The organism is Bradyrhizobium valentinum (assembly GCF_001440405.1).
GTDB lineage: Bacteria > Pseudomonadota > Alphaproteobacteria > Rhizobiales > Xanthobacteraceae > Bradyrhizobium > Bradyrhizobium valentinum.
On the sequence record NZ_LLXX01000187.1, the window covers coordinates 16,401 to 37,915 of the forward strand.

At 59.6% G+C, this 21,515-nt stretch carries 19 protein-coding genes, 3 pseudogenes and 1 riboswitch; of the genes and pseudogenes, 10 read left to right on the plus strand and 12 right to left on the minus strand.

From position 1 onward, the window contains the following. Positions 1-89: 89 nt before the first annotated feature. The 4 genes from CP49_RS33800 to CP49_RS33815 form a co-directional block, all read right to left on the minus strand. The gene (locus CP49_RS33800; protein WP_057846708.1) at positions 90-674 is read right to left on the minus strand and encodes an anthranilate synthase component II; all 585 of its coding nucleotides are present in this window, start codon (positions 672-674) and stop codon (positions 90-92) included. Beyond that, positions 671-2,062, minus strand: a complete 1,392-nt coding sequence (gene pabB / locus CP49_RS33805) for an aminodeoxychorismate synthase component I (RefSeq protein WP_057854455.1) — start codon at positions 2,060-2,062, stop codon at positions 671-673. The genes CP49_RS33800 and pabB overlap by 4 nt, the downstream gene beginning before the upstream one ends. Positions 2,063-2,179: 117 nt before the next feature. Beyond that, entirely contained in the window at positions 2,180-2,539 is a 360-nt protein-coding gene (locus CP49_RS33810) for a Dabb family protein (protein ID WP_057854456.1), read from the minus strand. 171 nt (positions 2,540-2,710) lie between these two features. Then, positions 2,711-3,346 (minus strand): GntR family transcriptional regulator, encoded by a 636-nt coding sequence (locus CP49_RS33815; protein WP_057854457.1) that lies wholly within the window; start codon positions 3,344-3,346, stop codon positions 2,711-2,713. A gap of 227 nt (positions 3,347-3,573) precedes the next feature. Between CP49_RS33815 and bioB the strand changes: the two genes are divergently transcribed. The 7 genes and pseudogenes from bioB to CP49_RS45470 all read left to right on the plus strand — a co-directional run. Further along, positions 3,574-4,569, plus strand: a complete 996-nt coding sequence (gene bioB / locus CP49_RS33820; protein WP_057854458.1) for a biotin synthase BioB — start codon at positions 3,574-3,576, stop codon at positions 4,567-4,569. A 50-nt stretch (positions 4,570-4,619) separates the two neighbouring features. Then, a pseudogene (gene panD / locus CP49_RS33825) lies at positions 4,620-4,972 on the plus strand (aspartate 1-decarboxylase). 81 nt (positions 4,973-5,053) lie between these two features. Next, positions 5,054-6,208 (plus strand): 8-amino-7-oxononanoate synthase, encoded by a 1,155-nt coding sequence (locus tag CP49_RS33830; RefSeq protein WP_057854460.1) that lies wholly within the window; start codon positions 5,054-5,056, stop codon positions 6,206-6,208. After that, the gene (gene bioD / locus CP49_RS33835) at positions 6,205-6,837 is read left to right on the plus strand and encodes a dethiobiotin synthase (RefSeq protein WP_057854461.1); all 633 of its coding nucleotides are present in this window, start codon (positions 6,205-6,207) and stop codon (positions 6,835-6,837) included. The genes CP49_RS33830 and bioD overlap by 4 nt, the downstream gene beginning before the upstream one ends. Continuing rightward, entirely contained in the window at positions 6,834-8,099 is a 1,266-nt protein-coding gene (locus tag CP49_RS33840; protein WP_057846716.1) for an adenosylmethionine--8-amino-7-oxononanoate transaminase, read from the plus strand. Before bioD ends, CP49_RS33840 begins: the two co-directional genes overlap by 4 nt. 823 nt (positions 8,100-8,922) lie before the next feature. After that, the gene (locus CP49_RS45465; protein WP_145963732.1) at positions 8,923-9,123 is read left to right on the plus strand and encodes a hypothetical protein; all 201 of its coding nucleotides are present in this window, start codon (positions 8,923-8,925) and stop codon (positions 9,121-9,123) included. Positions 9,124-9,308: 185 nt separating this feature from the next. Further along, a pseudogene (locus CP49_RS45470) lies at positions 9,309-9,738 on the plus strand (3-methyl-2-oxobutanoate hydroxymethyltransferase); the annotation flags it as partial. A 921-nt stretch (positions 9,739-10,659) separates the two neighbouring features. Here the strand turns inward: CP49_RS45470 and CP49_RS33845 are convergent. From CP49_RS33845 to CP49_RS49520, 3 genes are all read right to left on the minus strand, one after another. Beyond that, positions 10,660-11,757, minus strand: a complete 1,098-nt coding sequence (locus CP49_RS33845) for an ISAs1 family transposase (protein WP_057854476.1) — start codon at positions 11,755-11,757, stop codon at positions 10,660-10,662. Positions 11,758-11,980: 223 nt separating this feature from the next. Beyond that, the gene (locus CP49_RS33850) at positions 11,981-12,244 is read right to left on the minus strand and encodes a hypothetical protein (RefSeq protein WP_057854462.1); all 264 of its coding nucleotides are present in this window, start codon (positions 12,242-12,244) and stop codon (positions 11,981-11,983) included. After that, a complete protein-coding gene (locus tag CP49_RS49520; protein WP_420807671.1) occupies positions 12,241-12,438 on the minus strand; it encodes a DUF6925 family protein in 198 nt (65 codons plus the stop codon). Before CP49_RS49520 ends, CP49_RS33850 begins: the two co-directional genes overlap by 4 nt. Before the next feature lie 379 nt (positions 12,439-12,817). Then, positions 12,818-13,013: riboswitch (cobalamin riboswitch) on the plus strand. Positions 13,014-13,115: 102 nt separating this feature from the next. Here CP49_RS49520 and metE point away from each other — a divergent pair. Both metE and CP49_RS33860 read left to right on the plus strand, forming a co-directional pair. Beyond that, positions 13,116-15,427, plus strand: a pseudogene (gene metE, locus CP49_RS33855) (5-methyltetrahydropteroyltriglutamate--homocysteine S-methyltransferase). Positions 15,428-16,045: 618 nt separating this feature from the next. Beyond that, positions 16,046-16,249 carry a cold-shock protein gene (locus CP49_RS33860; protein WP_057854463.1) on the plus strand — a complete coding sequence of 68 codons (204 nt, stop codon included), beginning with the start codon at positions 16,046-16,048 and terminating at the stop codon, positions 16,247-16,249. Positions 16,250-16,771: 522 nt separating this feature from the next. On the opposite strand, the gene CP49_RS33865 is transcribed toward CP49_RS33860, so the two are convergent. From CP49_RS33865 to CP49_RS46770, 5 genes are all read right to left on the minus strand, one after another. After that, positions 16,772-17,461, minus strand: a complete 690-nt coding sequence (locus tag CP49_RS33865; RefSeq protein WP_057854464.1) for a helix-turn-helix domain-containing protein — start codon at positions 17,459-17,461, stop codon at positions 16,772-16,774. A 118-nt stretch (positions 17,462-17,579) separates the two neighbouring features. Continuing rightward, positions 17,580-17,975, minus strand: a complete 396-nt coding sequence (locus CP49_RS33870) for a response regulator (protein ID WP_057854465.1) — start codon at positions 17,973-17,975, stop codon at positions 17,580-17,582. An 85-nt stretch (positions 17,976-18,060) separates the two neighbouring features. Then, complete coding sequence (gene fixJ, locus CP49_RS33875; protein ID WP_057854466.1) at positions 18,061-18,678, minus strand: response regulator FixJ; 618 nt, start codon at positions 18,676-18,678, stop codon at positions 18,061-18,063. Further along, positions 18,668-20,203, minus strand: a complete 1,536-nt coding sequence (gene fixL, locus CP49_RS33880; RefSeq protein ID WP_156438804.1) for a sensor protein FixL — start codon at positions 20,201-20,203, stop codon at positions 18,668-18,670. Before fixL ends, fixJ begins: the two co-directional genes overlap by 11 nt. Then, positions 20,200-20,397 (minus strand): hypothetical protein, encoded by a 198-nt coding sequence (locus CP49_RS46770; RefSeq protein WP_210183110.1) that lies wholly within the window; start codon positions 20,395-20,397, stop codon positions 20,200-20,202. Before CP49_RS46770 ends, fixL begins: the two co-directional genes overlap by 4 nt. Between CP49_RS46770 and CP49_RS33885 the strand changes: the two genes are divergently transcribed. Beyond that, positions 20,390-20,830 (plus strand): CBS domain-containing protein, encoded by a 441-nt coding sequence (locus CP49_RS33885; RefSeq protein WP_057854467.1) that lies wholly within the window; start codon positions 20,390-20,392, stop codon positions 20,828-20,830. The genes CP49_RS46770 and CP49_RS33885 overlap by 8 nt on opposite strands. Positions 20,831-21,515: the final 685 nt, after the last annotated feature.

Genomic DNA, 21,515 nt, shown 5'->3' on the forward strand with positions numbered 1-21,515 from the left:
TCTGCTTAGTACCTATCAGACCCGCAGAAGCTGACGAATTCGCTTCCGTGCGTCCAGCTGGCAATTGTGCGACACGCTCTCCGATATCCTCACGATCTACGAGTCTCTGCGAGTCGCAAGAAGTTCATCAGTAGCAGCTGCCCTTGTTGAGTGAGTATCGATTCCGGGTGGAACTGCACGCCATAGGTCGGGTGAGAGCGATGTGCGAGGGCCATGATCTCGCCTTCGTCCGAACGCGCTGTCACTGCGAGTTGCGGTGCGCATGACCCGTCGAGCTCAACAACAAGCGAATGGTAGCGTCCAACGCAAAGTGGGGACGAAAGGTCCTTGAACAGTCCGCGGCCGTCATGGGCTACGTATGAGGACCGGCCGTGCATGGGACGACGTGCACGCGCCACGCGTCCGCCGAACGCGCTCCCAATGCACTGGTGTCCGAGGCAGATGCCCAGAATTGGGACGCGACCTGACAGTTCGCGGATGACGGCGGTCGAGATTCCGGCCTGAAGTGGTGTGCAGGGACCAGGGGAGAGGACCACGGCGCGCGGCTTGAGGCCGGCAAGGTCGCTGACGCTGACGGCGTCGTTCCGTATCACTGCCGTTGCTGCACCTAGCTTGCGGAAATAGCGGGCAATGTTGAAGACAAAGGAGTCGTAGTTGTCGATGATGACAATCAAAATGCACCACAGCTCCCAGCACGAAATGCGTCAAAGATTCGCTGCGCCTTGGCGAGCGTCTCCTCGTATTCGGCCTCTGGATCCGACATCGCCGTGATCCCGCTCCCTGCATAAAACACAGCCAAGTCATCGTCGAATGTGACCGTGCGGATCGCAATGTTCGTATCCATGTGCCCGTTGAAGCCGATAAAGCCGATCGCCCCGCAATAGACCTCTCGCGCCACCCGCTCGATCTCCGCAATAATTTCCATCGATCGCACCTTGGGCGCCCCGGTGATGGAGCCGCCGGGAAAGCACGCTCGCAGTAAGGTGACGGCGTCTTCATCTCCGGCAAGTTCACCCGTCACGGTCGACACGAGGTGGTGCACTGAGGCATAGGATTCCAGGGCACACAGCGCTGGAACCTCGACCGACTGCGGCGTGCAAACGCGTGACAGATCGTTGCGCAGGAGGTCGACGATCATCGTGTTCTCGGCACGGTCCTTTTCGGACGCGAGGAGGAGTTCAGCGCGGCGCCGGTCGTCCTTGGAATCAGCGGAGCGCGCGATCGTGCCCTTGATCGGGCGCGTTTCGACCTGCCGTCCATTAAGTTTGAGGAATCGTTCTGGCGAGCTCGAGGCAATGGTCAGCCTGCCATAGCGCAGGAGGGCCGCAAAGGGGGCCGGGTTCAACGACCGCAGCCGACAATAGAAAGCCAGCGGATCAAATGAGCTCGACAGGCGGGCGCTGAAGCGCTGCGCAATGTTCGCTTGGAAGATGTCGCCAGCCAGAATCAAGTCGATGACGCGCTGCACCGCCGCAATGTAGCCCTCACGGCTGAAGTTCGAATGCCATGCGCCCGCTGTGGCGGGGAGGTCATTCCGCGGCGCCCTTGGGCCGGCGAGCCGCGCTGCAAACTCATCGGCCCGACGGCGCGCACGCTCGCGCCGTCGTGCGAGATCCTGCTCCGGCCATCCGGTCGAGACGAGCCAGCATTTTTCGTCACGGTGGTCGAAGCTGATGACCACATCATAGAAATGCAGGATGGATTGCGGCAACCTCTGACCGGAAATTGCCGGCGCGGGCAGTCGCTCCAGTGTCCTGTTCAGATCATAAGCAAAGAAGCCGGCCGCACCACCCTGGAACGGCGGCAGATCGGGACGATGCTCTTCGCGGTACCTGGCGAGCAGGGTGCGAAGAGCTCGCCACGGATTGCCCGCAAGAGTCTCTCCGTTGCAACTCGCCTGTCCGTCCGCGACCATATAGGTGCTGAAGGGGTCGCAGGCCATATAGGAGTAGCGCCCGAGCAGCTGCGGTGCAGCGCTATCGAGGAACGTCAGGTGCGGTCGATGCGCGAGACAGCGCATCGCGGTGACAGGCTCAATCCACTGCAGTTCGCGGACGTGCATCGCCTTGTCACTCACCGACGATTGGCGTGCTGGTGAGACGCGCTCCGATTACGAATCCCCACCCCGACGAGAGCGACGCTCGTCTGGCCCCGCAAGGTCTTGAGATCGATTGCCAGGTTAACCCCCGCCGGTGGACCCGAAGCGCCCACTACCTTGGCTTACCGCTGCCGTCGAGGCGAACCGCGCATCTGTGGCTACATTATAGTCGGCCGCGAACCGCAGCTCCCGGAGGGATCGTACCCGCCTGATCGATTCCTGGTAGAGATCGTGCGCTTTGTATGCTGCGAGCTCCGTCTCGTTGTCGAACTCACCATAAACCACCACGTCGATCTCGTTGCCAAGCTGGTCAGTCTTGCGGTTGCGCGCAACCTCGAGCCGGCGTGCATGCGGGATTGTGGTGAGAAGCGAAAGGCCTTCGATGATTTGGTCGATATGGGCCTGATCTTTGGCGCTGAACAAGACGATGTGACGAATCATGGATGGCCTTAAGGAGTGATGTCGCAAGGAGGTCGCATAACTAGCTTAGGAACGAGCCCGCTGCAACGGCGGGCGGCCGCAAGCCGCCTCGCGCGGCAAGACGGTCGAAGGTTTGACCCTCTAGCGCTTCGCCCGCGGTCGGCAACGCAACTCGCCAGATCTCATTCCTGGTCAGGACGCAGGAAGGGCGAGGCGCTCAATCGTTTGAATGTGGCGCGCGAGCAGACTACAGGCCTGGTCGGTGTTGCGCGCTCGCAGGGCTTGCAGAATCAGGCGGTGATCCTGATTGGACCGCGGTCGCCAGCCGCTACTGCGCGCCACCGCGAACACGACTCGTGAATTTGCAAGCTGTAGTCCGTCGAGGCTCGCGAGCAGGCGCGGCATCGCGCAGGGCGCCACCAGCGCGTGGTGAAAGGCGCGGTTGGCCATTTCAAAGTCCTGAATCGTTTGGGCATTGTCTCCTTCAATCAGGGCAAGCTCGATCCGTGCCAAATGTCTAGAGGTGAGCTTTGGCGCCGCATTGCGCAACGCGACCACTTCGAGCGCGGCACGCATCTCGGCGATCTCCTTCACCGAATTGGTATCGAGCGGAGCAACCCGCATACCGCGACGGGGCACGCCGACGACAAGCTGTTGGGCCTGAAGTTGCCGAAACGCCTCGCGCACCGGGACGTGGCTGGAGTTGAATTCTCGCGCGACATGATCCTGCCGGAGTGGGGCGTCTGGTTGCAGCGCGCCGCTGACAATGCGCGCAGCGATTGCCGCTGCAATGCGACCCGCCATCGTCGTGTTCTCGTCGTCCGTCATAGATTATCTATCAAATTATGCGCCGGCCGTGCGCGACGACTCGGCCGTACCAATCGAGAATGGCCTCTTTTTGCAGATTTTCTGCAATCCGGGCAGATTTCCGGGGCCTTTGAGCGTTGACACATCTTTATGTTCGTCTTGGAGAACGCATAGAAGGGTCCAACGGACGGGCACACATAATAAATAATCGACGTCCTTATCTATTAAAACTTGGGAAGGCAAGTTATATGGTTGCTGTCGTGGGAGTAGAAGGGAATGACAGGGGCAACGGCGTGCCGGTCCGAAGTGACTGGGAGCGAGCCGAGGCCGGCGCGCTTTATGGCCTGCCGTTTGCCGACCTGATGTTTCAGGCGCAGAGCATTCATCGCGATAACTTCGATCCAAACCGCGTCGAAACAGCAAGCCTGCTCAGCATCAAGACCGGCGGTTGTCCGGAAGACTGCGGCTACTGCGCGCAGAGCGCGCACTACGACACCAGCCTGAAAGCCACCCGCCTGATGGATCGCGCCGATGTGGTCGCCACTGCGCAGCGCGCCAAGGATGCCGGCGCGACTCGCTTCTGCATGGCCGCCGCCTGGCGCGGTCCAAAAGATCGCGATCTCGATCAGATCTGCGACATGGTCACCGCGGTTAAAGGGCTTGGCATGGAAACCTGCGTCACGCTCGGCATGCTGACGCCTAAGCAGGCCGCACGGCTCTCTGAGGCCGGTCTCGACTTCTACAATCACAACGTTGACACCTCGCCGGAGTTCTACGACAAAATCATCACCACCCGCACCCTGCAGGACCGCGTCGACACACTTGCGCACGTCCGCGATGCCGGCATCAAGGTGTGCAGTGGCGGCATTATCGGCATGGGCGAGCGCCTCGAGGACCGGCTCGGCATGCTCGTCCTGCTCGCCAATCTGCCGAGCCATCCGCAAAGCGTGCCAATCAATCTATGGAACGAGGTCACGGGCGTACCGGTCTATGACACCGCGGAGCGCCCCAATCCGATCGCGCTGGTGCGCCTGATAGCGACGGCCCGAATCATGATGCCGAAGAGCGCGGTGCGGTTATCCGCCGGACGGCAGTACATGACCGACGAATTGCAGGCGCTGTGCTTTTTGGCCGGCGCAAATTCGATCTTTATCGGCGATGTACTGTTGACCACCAAGAACCCGCAGCGCGACCGCGACGCGAGTTTGTTGCACCGGCTCGGCATCACGTCCGGGCTTGCCTGATTGAAAACAGCTAAACGGGCGCTGTGCGCAAACTCCGGCTTAGGTGAGAAATGCAGATTACGTTGATGAAAGGCAAAATCCATCGCGCCTCGGTAACCGAAGCCGATCTGTACCTTGAAGGTTCGATTTCGATTGATCGGGCGCTGCTGGACGCGGCGGGATTCCTGATCAACGAGCGCGTCGAAATCTACAACATCGAAACCGGAGCGAGTTTCGCCACCGAGGTGATGGAAGCGCCCCGCGGGTCTGGCGCCATAGATTTGAACGGTGCGGCTGCGCGGCTCGCGATGCCCGGAGACAAAATTATTATCGTTGCATATGCCTCCTTTGATGAGGCGGAAGCAAAAATCTTCAGGCCGCGTGTGTGCTGGTCGACGGAGAAAATCGCATCTTGTCACGTTGAAAGCTAAGGTCGCTGCTGAAGCAGTTGTTCTTAGCGGCCAATGGAATTCTTGCGCGATGGATCGTGATCCTGGAGTGAAGAATGAACGCAAACCACGCGGCCAAAGTTGCCGATTATGTCGCGGCCTTGCATGCCCTGAAACACGACAATCGCCTGCGGAGTCTCAGGCCGCGCGCGGGAATTGATTTCGCATCGAACGATTATCTGGCGCTCGCGAGCGCGCCGCGTATGAAAAAGGCTCTCATAGCCGCTCTCCAGGCCGGCACACCAATCGGCGCTGGCGGGTCGCGGCTTCTCCGCGGCAATTGCGAGGAGCACGAAGTTCTCGAAGCAGCCGCTGCCAGGTTCTTTGGGGCAGAGACGGCGCTTTTCTTTAGCGGCGGTTATGTCGCAAACTTTGCTATCCTAACAACGCTGCCGCAGCGGGGCGATTTGCTTGTCCTCGATTCGCTCGTGCACGCGAGTATTCATGAAGGAGCGCGAGCTGGCCGGGCCGACTTTCGGATAAGCGCCCATAATGACCTCCAGTCGATCGAAAACACAATTCTTGACTGGCGGGCCAAAGGCGGAGTGGGCCGCGTCTGGATCGTGGTCGAAAGTCTCTACAGCATGGATGGCGATTTCGCGCCGCTCGAAGAGCTGGTCGCGATTGCGGACCGGCACGATGCATTCCTGATGGTGGATGAGGCTCATGCCACAGGCGTTTACGGCGAGCAGGGACGAGGACTCACCGCGCCCCATGAAAGGCGCGAAAATCTCTTGGTCGTTCATACCTGCGGCAAGGCGCTGGGTACGGCCGGCGCGCTTGTCACTGCCTCCGGCGTGCTGCGCGACTTTATGATCAATCGCTGCCGTCCGTTTATCTACGCTACGGCGCCATCACCCTTGACGGCTGTCGCCGTACGCGAGGCAATCTTGATCCTGCAGCAGGAACCCGAGCGTCAGCAACGTTTGGCCAACCTGGTCGCATTCACGCATCGGGAGATCGGCGTGCGCGGTTTGCGAAATACTTCGGACTCGCAGATCGTGCCCTATATTGTTGGCGACAACTCGCGTGCGATGCGGCTTGCATCGAGGCTGCAGGCTCGCGGCTTCGATATCCGCGGAATCCGGCCGCCAACTGTGCCGGCGGGCACAGCCCGTTTGCGAATTTCACTGACACTCAACGTTGTGGAGGACGACGTGCGCGCGATGCTCGATGCTCTCATAGAGGAGACGAGAGGTGAATCTCGATGAGTCAGCGGATCGTGGTAACAGGCACAGATACCGGGATCGGAAAAACGGTTTTTTCTGCGGGACTCGCCGATCTCCTCGGCGCGAACTATTGGAAACCGATTCAGGCCGGCCTCGAAGGGGAGACCGATACGGAGCTCGTCGCACGGCTGGGCAGCCTCTCAGCCGATCGCATCGTGCCGGAGCTTTACCGCCTTCGAACGCCCGCTTCGCCCTATCATTCCGCCGAAATTGATGGAGTTCGCATTGACGCGGATTCGCTGGATGTGCCGGATACCGGGGAACGACCGCTAGTGATCGAGGGTGCCGGCGGGCTGATGGTGCCGCTGAGTCTCGGCGCAGTTTATGCTGACGTCTTTGAGCGATGGCGGCTTCCAGTCGTGCTTTGCGCAAGAACAGCGCTGGGCACCATTAATCACTCGCTGCTGTCGATAGAGGCTCTGCGAAAGCGCCAGATCGAGCTTCTTGGGATTGCGTTCATTGGCGAGAGAAATTCTGAGACTGAGAGCGCAATTTGCGAGATCGGGCGGGTGCGTTGGTTAGGGCGATTGCCCTGGCTTTCTCCTCTCACGGCAGACACGCTGCAGGCCGCGTTCAAAGCCTCATTCCGCGGTGATGATTTCAAGCCATGATGCCAAAGACGAAGTCGCCGATCTGGCATCCGTTCACGCAACACGCGCTTCAAAACGAGATGACAAAGGTTGTGCGTGGTGAAGGGGCCTATCTCCACACCGCCGATGGTCGCCGCATCATCGATGCAATCTCATCCTGGTGGGTCGTGACGCATGGTCATTGCCATCCACATATCGTGAGCGCCATCCGGGAACAGGCAGGCAAGCTCAACCAGATCATCTTCGCCGGCTATACCCACGATCCGGCCGAGGAGGTTGCGGCGCTACTCTTGAAACTGGCACCCCGCGGCCTCGACCATGTCTTCTTCTCCGACAGTGGCTCAGCCAGTGTGGAAGTGGCCTTAAAAATGGCACTCGGCTACTGGCATAATATCGGCAAACAGCGAATACGCATCATCGTGATGCAAGATTCCTACCACGGCGATACGGTTGGGGCGATGTCGGTCGGTGCCCGAGGCGTGTTCAACGCTGCGTATGGGCCGCTGCTGTTCGACGTCACCTCAATCCCATTCCCCGCGGGAGGTCGTGAGCAGGCGACGCTCGACGCGCTCGAGTCCGCATGTCGAAACGAAATGCCGGCCGCCTTTATTGTGGAGCCTCTGATATTGGGGGCAGGCGGGATGCTGATGTACCCAGCCTGGGTGCTAAGAGAGATGAAGCGGATCTGCGAGGCCTCGGATGTCCTGTTCATTGCCGACGAGGTCATGACGGGCTGGGGCCGCACCGGAACGTTATTTGCCTGTGAGCAGGCCAATGTCACGCCCGATATTGCCTGCTATTCGAAGGGACTTACGGGAGGGGCGCTTCCGCTCGCCGTGACACTCTGCCGCGCAGATATTTTCGACGCACACTATTCGAAAGATCGTACGCGTACGTTCTTTCATTCGAGTTCATATACCGCGAATCCTGTAGCCTGCGCCGCCGCAAAGGCCAACCTGGATCTCTGGCAAGATCAGGAAACTCGCCAACGTGTTGCATCGGTCGCCACGATGCAAGAGCAGGCAATTGAGCCATTCCGCGCCGACCCTCGCTTTGCAAACATCCGTCAAACTGGTACCATTACAGCACTCGATCTGAAAACGAATGATGCTGGCTATCTCGCGGGCATCGGTCCGAAGCTTCAGGCTTTCTTTAAAGCCCGTAATCTGCTGCTGCGGCCGCTCGGCAACACGATCTATGTGATGCCGCCTTATTGCGTCACGGCGATAGATCTTGACCAAATCTATGCCGCCATCAGGGATTCTGCCGATGCGCAGGCTTGAGGACGCGCTTGGTGCGTGTAGCCACCATTAAACGTCTCCGCACGTTCTCTAAGGAACGCGAACACCTCGGATTCGCCTAGGCAGCCGCAAAATCTACATCTCACCCAGCCCACAGTGACCATGCATTTCGAGCAGCTGGAGATAAAAATCGGATTGCCGCCCTTTGACACCGCAAAGCACGAGGTGGCAGCGACGAGATCGGGGCGAGTGCTAGCACACGCACCCCATCAGCAAGGCCTGTTGAAATCGGTCGAAGAAACGCGTGCGAGCGCAGGATTTAACCGTCAACGCGCCGCTCATTGCATCAATCAAGACGAAAATATTCGTTACAGATTGGAAATCCCAGCGAAGGACTCCGATTGAGCCGTCGCTTCACCAGGGAGGCGCACATCAGGGTCAAACTCTTGCCCCCAGCGCCCGTACCTACCGCGAGACTTGGCATCGCCGACGCGGCTTTTCACGTGCGGGCGTGGTGCTGAGGCGAAGAAAGTGCAGGGGCTATCCACCTAACGCCGATAGGAGGCGAAAATGCGCAACTGCTCCCATATTCCCTACTACGGTCCAGTGAGGTGCTGTGCGATTTGCGGCGGAAAGTTCGGGCTGATCCGCTACTACTGCTGGCGAACGGCCCTTTGTTCGAACAAATGCGTCGACCACTTCAAGGCGCGGCGGGAGGCCGACCACAAATGGCTTCGCTGGTTGCGAGCGGCTTAAATGTGGCACCGAGTCGCGGGAGACAGGCGCGCGGCAGAAGCGCATTAGCGGAGTTGACAAACTTCTCATTAGAATTCGTTGTGACGCTAGAGTAGCATGGAAGCATCAAGTGACAGATACGTCGGCAACAATCATCGACTTCACTGCTTACAGGATGAACAAGCGTGCTGCGGCTGAGCTGTCGCGCGACGAAGTTTACTCGACCGCGCCCTATCGAGCGGTCGCATCCTTCTATTTCTTCTGGCCTTTTCTGGCCTGGATCCCGTTTGGTTTGCTGGATCTGCCCGCGTCGGACCAGGAGCCTTCGTGAGCAATCCCCGGACGCTGCGATGGGAATTAGCGACAGAGATGGTTGCGCGACGACTAACGTTTGTGCGTAGTTCTCCAATTTTAGGCAAGATCCTTCCTTCCCTCTACCATTGACGGTTTTCTCTCGACTTCCCTAGGAATCATTGGCTGCAGGGATACGGGGCGAGCGATCGACCGGGATCTAAAATGAGCCACAGTTCGGAGCAGCCTCTTGAACGTGTCGCCATCCAATGCTGCAGCGGTGGACAGTGGAGGGACGTCGTGTCGCCGGGGCACAGCGTACGAGGCTATTACGACACGCATCGTCGACGTCATCCTGGCCGGAGATAGCGTTGGCAACGTCTGCCTCGGATTCGGCAAACACAGTGCCGGTCAGTGGCCATGGGAAATATTACTTAGATGCGGTTGCGCGCACACAGGCCAGACCCATGCCTTGCTTCTGGCGGAACGCCGGAGGCTTCCTTCAGCGTGGCAGCGACGCCGTGAAGCTCAAGGGTGGTGCCAAGCGTGTCGAAATGGCGCGTGCCTTGGTCGATTCCGAAATTCCTATGACGAACCGTCTCGGCCTCACCCCTCGAGCGTTAATGTCATGGGTGGATCCAAGGTGCAGGGAAGGAAAGCCGATGAGAACCAAACGACTGAGTGCTAAGAAAAAACGGAAACTTGCACTGGATAGGTGTTTTCGTGGATGAGCAGTTTTTAAAGGACCGGGCCCAGATCATTCGCGATCTAGCGGACAAGGCAGACCCTTTCACCAGAAAAAGGCTGCTGGACCTAGCGGAACGGTATGACAGACGGATGAGACCGACGGTCTCAGATGACAAAGCACGGCGCAACTAATTGGTCGTCTGGAAGTATTCCGACGGATCTGGCGGCTCACGGTTTGATTCGATGTGGCCGATTTCGTGAACTCGATATACATGAGCGACGCTCTGGAGTCCGCTTGAAGATACCCGACCGCAACCTTTCTTGCAGAGCCGCTCGCCCGAAGACGCGAAGGCTGCTTATTACAATTACGAAGACGTCAATCGCCGGCCTTGCGGAGGCGTCCTATTCGCGAATCAAATCGAAAATTGGATGGGTGACCGTACGCCGGCATTTACGAACAACTCTTCGCCAAGGGGCTAATGCCCCTGTATCTGCGCGAGAACCTACTCGCACCATGCGTTTTTGCGTTCAAAGCCCATTGAATCCTGCAAGTCAATCTCTTGCTGGGGGCAGAAAAAAGGCCGCGCGAATGTTACGCGCGGCCAAGTCAGGGAGGAAACGCCCCAAGGGGCCGCTGAAGGAGCATCGAGATGAGTAGATCGATCACTCACCGAGAACTCCAAGCTTGTGAAAACATCAGTGTTACGAGATGCCCTTTTAGTCGTCTCTAGTCGCGCGAACAAATGATCGAATACTCGAGTTCTTGCGCCGTTTGGCGGTGATTTTTGCGCATGTGTCGCATCTTTTGTGCAAAGATGATCAACTGGACGCAGCGTGCAGCTCAACGCATCGGTCGGTCTACCGCGATAAGCCCGGATGCCTAGCAGGGCTATCGCATGTGGCCAAGGAGTTCGAAGAGGAAGGCATCGTTCCATCCGGCGCGCTTGAGCTTGAGGCGCAAGGAGGTGGTTGTATCGGGATGGGCTCTGGCGACATTGAGGGCAAGACGCCGGAGTACGGCAAGGTTGGCCGGGGCGTTGTCCTTGCGGTTGCGGGCCAGATCCTCGTCGAGGACGACGTCGAGCGGCCAATGCAAGCTGTTTTCGATGGTCCAATGTGTACGGACGATACGCAGAACATCGTTGGAACTGTAGGCTTGGCTCATCAGGAAGAAGCGCTCGATGGTCTTGTCTTTGCCGCGCTTGCTGGTGATCCTGGCAACGGCCTTGATGCCGGGGAAGTCGTGCTTTTGCGCCATGTCCTTGACCGGTGCGACAAGGGCAGTGCGCCTCTCCTTGCACCCATGATCGGCATCGGTGGTGGTGGTCGCTCGCGTTCCCTTGCGCGTTGCTGCACCGATCGCGGCCTTGGCGTCAGCCAACAACGCCGGCTGGTTCTCCTTTACCGCCAGCACGTAATCGCCGCGCCGCGCCACAATCGCTTTGGCCATGCCGCGATGGCAATGCAGCGCATCGGCCGTCACCACGCAGCCTTTGAGCTGCAGAAGTTCGATCAACTGCAACGCGCCGGCAGCTTCGTTGTTGTTCGGCGCCTGCACGTTGGCCAGCGCCATGCGGGTCTGCGCCGCCCAAGCGGTCACCATGACCGGCGGCATGTGGCTCTTGCCGCGCTCGTAGCCGCGCCGCAGCGCTTTGCCGTCGAGCGCGATCACTCCTTTTGGCCGTTTGATCTTCGCGCCTTCCGCAAAGGCCTTCATGAAGCGCTGGAAGGCTTTCTCGAACGCTGCCGGATCGAGCATGCGGAACACGCGGCTGAACGTGTCGTGGCTCGGCAGACCATGCTCGAGCACCAGCACCCCCTCCCAAAGATAGGCTTTCATCCGCGCAAACAGCGCCATGTCGGTGCAACTCGTTGCCCCACACAGCGTCGCCATCAAAGCGATGAGCAAAATTTCCGTCAAATCGTGCAGCGCATTGTCCGCGCGCGGGTCCGGCAGCTCCTCGAAGCACTCCGCAAATTGATTCATCGGCCGCTCCATCCGAATCAGGAGCTACCTTCAGAATCAATTTATCGCCGCTTCGCAATAACTTACGGAATCTCACATGCGATTCCCCTGGGATGCCTAGGGAGGTCACCGTTTCCCTTCGTTGTTCAGGCGGGATGGTCATCTCGGCGACACTCGTCACGGGTTTCGGTGATCTATTATAGTCTGTATGTAACGTACACTGCGAATTCAGAATCTTGAGCAGCTACGGGCCGATAGGAATGTCAATGTAGCGCATCGATGGGTCGTCGGCGTCCACCGGACCGAGCTCGTCCCAGGCCGACAGCCAAGCCGCAAGCACTGCCGATGTCTGCTCCAAGGCTTGCACCTGGCGAAGCGTCACGCGGAATATGGCGCAGGCAAAATGGTCGTTTCGGAGTGCGACGGTGGATGGTTCAAGTCCGCAGACGGCGGAATGGATGACATGCCGCTTGAAGGCCACGAGATCGGGGTTGCCCGTAACTTTCAAGCAAGGGCCTGAAAGCTGATGCGGCAGTCATGCCTGAACGGGCGTTTTTGGCCAAGGTGGTCGCGGAGCGGATCCAGGGGATAGAGATGCGCGCAGGTGGGCAACCCTCGGGCAATGGCTACGTCACTGCATGGGTACGGCGATGCGACAGTACTTTCGGCAAAGATATGGGTGTGCCTCGCGATACAGCACATAAGCGCGTGCAGAGTTGGAGGCGGGCGCCTACCGATTTTCCCGGCGCGCTCAACACCGCGGAAATGTTCCTGCCTTTGCCGAGCGGATGCCGGGCATGCCGCTGCTCGCCAACATGACCGCCTTCGGAAAGACGCCGTTGCTTTGCGGTGGCAGAATTCGAGGTAACTATTCAATGGTGATCTGGCCGGTGTCTGCGCTGCGGGTAGCTAACAAGGCGCAGGCTGCGATCGCGCGACCACGGCACCCACAAGATTGTCGATCGAATCCAGACGCGCGCCGAACTCTATGCGACGATCGGGCCGCACGAAGACGAGGCGCTAGATGCCTCCGTTGTCCAGACGATCGCTCCCGAGAACCGAACGGAACGGCCCTCTTGCAGGTAATCGGAGATGTCGAGGCTCTCCGGATTGATCCGGAGCTAGGAGGGAAGCCGGTGCAATGTCGGCGCTGCCCCCGCAACTGTAAGCGGCGAGCCGCTGTCCAATAGAAGTCACTGAAGCCTCGCGGCTTCGGGAAGGCCGGATAGCAGCGACGACCCGCGAGCCGGGAGACCTGGCCCGACAACATATTCGTCCACGGGCGGGGTGTCCCGGTGGTGCGCCAAGCAGTTGCCGCTTCGGCGGCTTTTTCTGCACGCGTCCGCCATGGCCTTTGCTCCCAACATAGGGTTGAAGCTATGTCTCTTCTCTCGATTCCTGTCGCTACCCTCGGCACGCCGCGCATCGGTCCGCGCCGCGAACTCAAACTCGCGCTCGAGAGCTATTGGGCCGGAAAGTCTGACGAAACGCAGCTTCTTCAGGCTGCGGCTGCGCTTCGCGCCGCCAACTGGGCGCGGCAGAAATCGCTCGGCGTAACCGTTATTCCTTCAAACGACTTCTCGCTTTATGACCATGTGCTCGATACCAGCGTGATGGTCGGTGCCATTCCGGAAATTTACGGTTGGAGCGCAGGCCCTGTTTCGCTCAAGACCTACTTTGCAATGGCACGGGGGCGCACAGCGCGATGACCATGATGCGAATTGCGGTCACGCCGAGCACGGCGCCGCAGCGCAGGAGATGACCAAATGGTTCGACACCAATTATCACTACATGGTGCCGGAATTTCGCAAGGACCAGACCTTCACGCTTTCCTCTCGCAAGCCGATCGAGGAGTATGAAGAGGCGAAAAGCCTGGGTTGTCAGACGCGTCCGGTGCTGGTTGGTCCGGTCACCTTTCTGAAGCTCGGCAAGAGCGCAGATCCTGCATTCGATCCGCTGTTGCTCCTCAATAGGCTGCTGCCGGTCTATGTAGATGTTCTCCGCGAACTCACCCTAAGGGGCGCCGAGTGGGTGTAGCTGGACGAGCCATGTCTGGTCCTGGACCTCGACGACGCTACACGCGACCTACGCCCACCTGGCCAAGAAGGTTGCCGACCTCAAGATCATGCTCGCTACCTATTTTGGAACGATCGGCGACAACCTGGAAACCGCTTTGACGTTGCCGGTTGCGGGCCTTCACATCGACCTGGTCCGCGCCCCAGAGCAGTTGAGCCCGATTGTCGCCGACGCTCGAAGGGATATTGTCCTCTCTCTCGGCGTCGTCGATGGCCGCAATGTCTGGCGTTCGAACCTTCCAGCGGTGCTCGACCGGCTCGAACCTGCCGTCGCAAAGCTTGGCGAGGACCGCGTGCAGATTCCACCCTCATGCTCGCTGCTTCATGTCCGATCGACCTCGATCTCGAGACCGATCTCGATCCCGATGTGAAAAGCTGGCTTGCTTTCTCCGTCCAGAAGATCGGAGAACTCGCAACGTTGGGACGCGTGCTGGCTAAAGGCTGGGAGGAAGCGGCGGATGTACTTGCGGCCTCAGAAGGCGCGGCCGTCACGCGCGAAACGTCGCCCAACGTTCACAATGCGAACGTCGCCAAGCGAAGCTGCAATCGATGACGGCATGCGGCGTCGTCGCAGTTCTTTCGCCCGGCGCGCCGAGGTTCAGCGCGCGCGGTTCGGATTGCCGACATTTCCCACGACGACGATCGGATCGTTCCCGCAGACGGCGGAAGTTCGCAAAGCCCGCGCGGCCCATGCGCGGGGAACGATGAGCGACGCACAACACGAGCAGTTTCTCAAAGAGGAGACGGCACGCCCGGTGCGCAGGCAGGAAGACATCGGTCTCGACGTTCTCGTGCATGGCGAGTTCGAGCGCAATGACATGGTGCAGTATTTCGGCGAGCAGCTGTCCGGTTTCGCATTCACCAAGCATGGTTGGGTTCAGTCCTACGGCTCGCGTTGTGTCCGGCCGCCCATCCTTTTTGGTGATGTCTCCCGGCCGAAGCCGATGGCGGTGGAGTGGTGGCGCTACGCGCAATCGCTGACCAAGAAGCCACTGAAGGCGATGGTGACAGGACCGGTGACGATCCTGAACTGGTCGTTCGTCCGTGATGATATTCCACGGAGCGAAGCATGCCGTCAGATCGCGCTAGCGATCCGTGACGAGGTGATCGACCTCGAGAGGTCCGGCGCGATGATGATCCAGATTGACGAGGCTGCGCTCCGAGAAGGATTGCCGCTTCGCAAGTCACAATGCAAGACCTACCTCGGCTGGGCCGTAGACAGCTTCCGCATTTGCTCGTCGGGCGTGGCCGACGAGACCCAGATCCACACCCATATGTGTTATTCCGAGTTCAACGACATCATCGACGCGATCGCGGCAATGGATGCCGACGTCATCTCGATCGAGACGTCGCGGTCAAAGATGCAACTGCTTGACGCCTTCAAGAGCTACAAATATCCGAACGAGATCGGACCCGGCGTTTACGACATCCATTCGCCGCGCGTGCCGGACGCGGCCGAGATGAAGAAGCTCATTGCGCTGGCGCGGCAGCGGCTTTCCGATGCGCAGCTCTCGATCAATCCAGATTGCGGCCTTAAAACGCGCCGATGGGATGAGGTGCGTCCCGCGCTCATCAATATGGTCGCCGCTGCCCGTGAATTGCGGGCGGCGTCCTGATCCCGAGGCAATCGCCGATGTCCGGCGTCTTTTTTCACAGGGAGCGCCGATGCGTTTCTGGATCAAATGCACCCGCTTTGGAAAGGAGGAGCCCTGTGGATTTCTCGCTTGTCGAGGAGATGGGCGTGATGGCGAGAAAACGATCCTGGAGTTTGTCGGAAGCAACGCCCAAACGATCGAGGTGAACGAGACGCCGGACGAAATCTCTCGATCCATCTCGGTGGGGTTTATTGAGTCGAGTGTTGCAGACCTTGGGAACCGGAACCGGCGAAGTGTCGGTCGATTTGCGAACGGGCGATGCGCATCCGGACTGGCATGCTCTTGCCTGGTCGCGTGAGATCAGGCGGAGAACGCTTTTGCTCCTCGTCTCGCGAGCGAACCGTCGTCGTTCGCCTGAGACAGGGCGATCTGTTCGCGCTGGAAGATCGCTGCGCCTATCCGGCAGGTGCCATTGTCGAAAGGCGTCGTCAGAAACTGCCGGCTACATTGCTGCTACCACGGCTCAACGCGGCGGAGTTGGCGCACTAAAGCTAATTCCGCAAATCACTTGAGGCGAGCAGGTCTGTCGAGTTTAATGATCTGATACGCCGTTAATTTATGTGATTCGGAGAGAAGAACATGCCCCAAGGCAAGGTGAAGCTGTTTAAGGACGATAAGGGGTTCGACTTTATAGCGCCTGATAGCGGCGGTGAAGACCTATTCTTCCACGTGAGCAGCTTGTTGCCCGGTGTAACGCCCAAGCAAGGAGACCGCGTCAGCTATGAAATCGGTGTAGACCGCAGGACCGGACGTAGTCGAGCCGAAAAGGTCGTGATCGGTTGATCATAGAGACTTGGGCAGAGTCATTCCCGGCCACCATACGAAGGCTTTCTTATCACCGGCGTTCCAAAGGGCCTCTAGCTTCTCTCACTCCATGAACCCGCAATCCCAGTCGCCCCGCAATCACGCCTTTTCATTAAGACCGAGCAAGTCCTTATATTTTCGGACAGGCATTAGTGGTTACCTCGCAAGGTAAGTGGCCAGGTCTCGGCAGGCGGTGCAACATCAAGCCCCTGCTCGCGGACCAAGCGGGCGGACGCGAGGCGGCGATCGCGTTCAATTGCGATCTCCCGTCGGCTGCGCTCCCATTACCTCGACCCGGTCGGATGCAACGTCCAATCGGGAACGCCATGCATCTCGCGAAACTTTCGTTTAGAGACATCTATAGCCTGCGCAGTGTTTTGGCCTCACGCCCGGCATCACTGGATCTTTGTCAACACGCCGGAACGCTTCAGGTTGGAGCGACTGCTTATTCACATCGGCCAACCTGAATTCGCTCGACTTGGCTTCGCCATATGAGGCCGATCAGATATCCATGTTGCGCAGGCGCTGGTGGTTGCGCAGCACGATCTGGCGGGCACCGGAAAAGCCCAGCACGCCTTCGTCGTTCAATTGCGACAGGGCACGTGACACCGTTTCCAGCGTAAGCCCGAGATAATCGCCGATGTCGCGGCGGCACATCGGGAGCGCCATCGTGCCGGCCACCGTAAGGCGGCGATCCATCTCCAGGAGGAAGTTGGCGACTCGTTCCATCGCGCTTTTGCGACCAAGCAGCAGGATGTGCTCCTCGGCGCGCTTGAGGTCATCAGCCGTTATGGTCCAGAGCTTGTGGGCGACCCGGACGTCGGTGCCGGCCGCATGTTCGAGCCTGCGGCGCTTCACCAGGCGCACGGTGCTGTCGATGATGGCTTCGGCGGCCAGGCGGTGCTTGGTGCCAGACTCTAGCCCGAACACGTCGCCAGGCAAATGGAACGCGCCGATTTGACGACGTCCGTCGGACAGCAGCTTGTACGTGCGCATCGCGCCGCGAACGACCTGGTAAACATACTCCGCCGGCTCGTCCTCACCGTAGATTTCCTCGTCCTTGCGGTAGGTGAACTCCGTGGCGATCAGGCCAGCATGGCCTGTGAGGCCGAAAAACGGTTCGACAGGCCCAAACGCGCCGGGAGCGGCTCGGTTGACGTTGAGGGACGGGGCGATCGATCGGGTGAGCATGAGCCATCTCCTGTGCAGCGGATGGCGAATTGGTAAGTGGAACAAAACGGCTGGGAAATTTCGCTTCATGCCTTAGGGGCAATGCCTTAAGTAGAATCCCGGAGCTGTGTGCCGGTTTTCAGGACGCCGAGGGCTGCTCCGTGTTGATCGCGTCCCGGGTATGGGAGGAAAGGCTGTCTTCGACATGCGGCTTGACCAGCACATGGCGAATACCGGCGACTGCTGCTTTGGCCGGAATGGACGAGTCGGGGTGACCGGTGATCAGGATGATCGGCGTATCGATATCGCGCCGGCGCAAGAGACTGGCAAGGTCGATGCCGCTCATGCCCGGCATCTTGTAGTCGATCACGAAGCAATCGGCGCCGCCCATAGTCATGGCGTTCAGGAGCGCCTCGCCGCTGCGGAAAGTGCGGACACAAAAACCGTCGGTTTCCAGGAGAAAGCGCAGCGATCCGAGCACATCGGTGTCATCATCGACGACGTAGACAAGGGGCGTTCTGTTAGGTGAGGGCATCACAGGTTTTATGCGGCTTTCTGATCAGCCATGCGGTCGATCAGAGCATTCATAAGGCCTTCCAGCGGGCCCGACTTGATTCAGCTCAATCTTTAAGCGCCCCGGCTCGCATGGCGAGGCGGACGAGTTCCGAAAGACTCGAAGCCTGCATCTTGGTCATCACGTTGGCTCGGTAGACCTCGATGGTGCGCGGGCTGATATTGTAGTCGCCTGCGATCATCTTATTGGATAGGCCAGCCACCAATCCCTCCATCACCTGCCGCTCGCGCGGGCTCAGCGAGGCGACCCGCGCGGCGATGTCCTGCGTCATTGCCTCGTCGCGGGCGCCGGCTTCAGCCTGCCGGAGCGCGGCGTCGATCATCGCGACCAGGCGGTCATCCTCGAACGGCTTCTCCAGGAAATCGACCGCACCGAGTTTCATCGCCTCGACGGCGAGGGGGACGTCGCCATGGCCGGTCACGATGATGACGGCCAAGGAGGCGCGGCTCACCTTGAGGCGCTTTAGCAACTCGACGCCATCGATGCCGGGCATGCGGACATCCGAGACTACACAGCCGAATTCGATGGTGGAAAGGTGATCGAGGAATTTCTGCGCCGTCTCGAACAGACTGACCTCAAAATCCGCGGAATCGAGCAAGAAGTGCAGCGAGTCACGCATCGCCTCATCATCGTCGATGACGTAGACATTTCCTCTAGTTGCCATCTGTCAAACTCTCGTTGGGTGCCGCCGGCAGGGTGAAGCGAAACGTCGTGCCCCCTGCGTGATCGGATTCGGCCCACATCCTGCCGCCATGGGCCTCGATGATGGAGCGGCTGATCGACAGCCCGACCCCCATGCCGGTTTCTTTGGTCGTAAAGAAGGTCTGGAACAGGTGCTTCTCCACATCTTCGGGGAATCCGTGACCGGTGTCGAACACCGAGACTTCGGTCATGTCCCCGTCGACCGGCCGGTTAGAGACGATGAGCTCGCGCCGTGCGGACTGGGCCATGGCTTCCAGCGCGTTGCGGAACAGATTGACCAGCACCTGCTGGATCTGGACGCGGTCGACCAGGACATGGTCATGCTGCGGGTCCAGGCTGAAGCGGATCCGCACGTCCTGTTCGCGCGCACCGGTTAGGCCAAGCGCGCCGGCTTCTTCGATCATCTTCGAAAGGCTCTCGACGCGCTTTTCGGATTCGCCGCGGGCGACGAAATCGCGCAGCCGCCGGATGATCTGCCCGGCGCGGATCGCCTGTTCCGCGGCGCGATCCATCGCGTTCTCGATTCTAGCGCGATTCGGATCGGGGCTCGCGGCAAGCAGCCGGCGCGAGCCCTTCACGTAGTTGCTGATGGCAGCAAGCGGCTGGTTAAGCTCATGTGCCAATGCAGAACCCATCTCTCCCATCGCGCTCAGCCGTGACATGTGGACGAGCTCGGACTGCAATTCCTGCAGCCGCGCCTGGGTCTGCTGATGCTCGGTGAGGTCGCGGACGAAGCCGGTAAAATAGGGCATGCCGCCGGATTGCATCTCGCCGATCGACAGGTGCATCGGGAAGGTGGTGCCGTCCTTGCGCTGACCGGTGACGATGCGGCCGATGCCGATGATGTGCCGTTCGCCGGTGGCGACGTATCGCGCCAAATAGCCGTCATGGCGTGAACGGTCGGGCTCGGGCATCAGGATGCTGACATTCTGCCCGATTGCCTCGCTCTGGACGTAGCCGAACTGGCGTTCCGCCGCGCTCGAGAAGAACTGCATGATGCCGCGGCTGTCGATGACGATCATCGCGTCCGGGATCGTCTCCAGAATGGACTGAAGGTGCCGTTCGCGCGTGCGCAGGTCCTCCTCGAGCCGCTTCTCCTCCTCGAGGTCGAGGACAACGCCGGAAAGGTGGGACGGAATGCCATCCTTGTTCCTGATGACGCTGCCGCGGGCGCGGACCCAATGGCTGCCGCCGTCCTCGCGTCTTAGCCGGTAGGAGAGGTCAAACGAGGCGCCGGTCTCGCGTGAACGGGAGATCGCCTGCTCGGTTCGCTCGCGGTCCTCAGGCTCGAGCAGCGAAAGGAACAGGTCGTAGCTGACCGCAGCGGCATTGGAAACGCCGAACAGTTTTCGCGCGATATTCGACCAGAACAACTCCCTGGTGGACAGATCGATATCCCAGCCGCCGACGCCAGCGCCCTCGGCACCCAGCCGAAAGCGCTGATCGTGGCTGCCGTCGTCACACGGGAAGGGGGCTATGCCGCTCAATTGTCCTTCTCCAATTCCGGAGCGCGGATTCGGTTGAGATTTTCCCGATTATGGGCCGAATGCCCGGCCGCACTCAAGGGCAAGAAAATATGTACGATCGCGCTGATTTCATCCGTTTGACCTCGCTCAATATGCGCGGCCGCCCCGCGTGCTTGAAGTGGCGCCGTCGACAGCGAGGATTTCGCCTTGTACAAGTTTCTCGAGCAGACGGTTGCCGATTACATGACGCGCGAGCCTAGGACGGTTGCGCGCGATATGACGATGTGCGAACTCGGCGATCTCTTCGAGAAGCAAGATTTCAATGCCTATCCGGTCATGGACGGATCGCAGGTGGTCGGCGTCATCTCCAAGTTTGACTACCTGTCCTGCTTCGTTTTCACGCCGGCGCGCATCATCCCGCGCTACCGCGACCTGATGCAGCGGACTGCCGTTGATCTAATGACAGCGGAATTCATTTATGTCGCTCCCGAAACCAGGCTGACCCGCGTGCTGGAGCTGATGGTCAACTACCGACTCCGCAGCATGCCAGTGCTCGACAGCGAGCAGCGGCTTGCCGGCATTATTTCGCGGAAGGACGCGATGCGGGCGCTGCAGGATTGCGCCACGGCGGACGCTGACCGAGTCTGATCGCAGCAGTGCCGCGTATGACCAGCAGTCGCTTGAGGGTCAATGAGTTGAGCGGCTCGTTCGGATCGGGCGCGCCATCCTCCGAAGTAACCCGGCGGCGAATGTGGGCCATCTGGATTGTCGTGTTGAACTGCGATGTCTGGTAGAGCATTGGTTCGTGTGGGTTCTATAGCGGCCTTCCCTCTCCGGGGGCCAGAGTTCAGTCGATTTCGAGCAACGCAGCCAAACGTTCGCAGCACTTCGATGAGCGCGAATCGGCTGCTCGCCAGGCATGTCTTGATCGGTCGTTTCTCCCAAGAGGTGCTGCGCGGTCGATCAGCCAGTACAACGCCAGGGTGACTGGGCACCATCGGCAGCATGGCCTCGAAAGGATAGTCGCACACGCGGCTGGTGACTCCAACACGAAATCCGAGATTGGATTGATCCGGACAGTCCAAACCAACACAATATTCCACAATTCGGATTGGTGAGGTGGAACGGCACTGCCGCCTTCCGCTCCCTCGCGGACCCCGCAGGGCGGCGACCCGATCAGACCGCCGATCGAGACATATTCGCCGGGAGCGAACGCTCGTCCTTGCAATGAATCGGACTTCGTGGGCCAGGCGGAGTGAGGAATCATAGTGTAACACCCAGCCACCTCCTTGACGGCGAACGAGTTGGCCGAGGGCGTTTTCCTCATAGGACC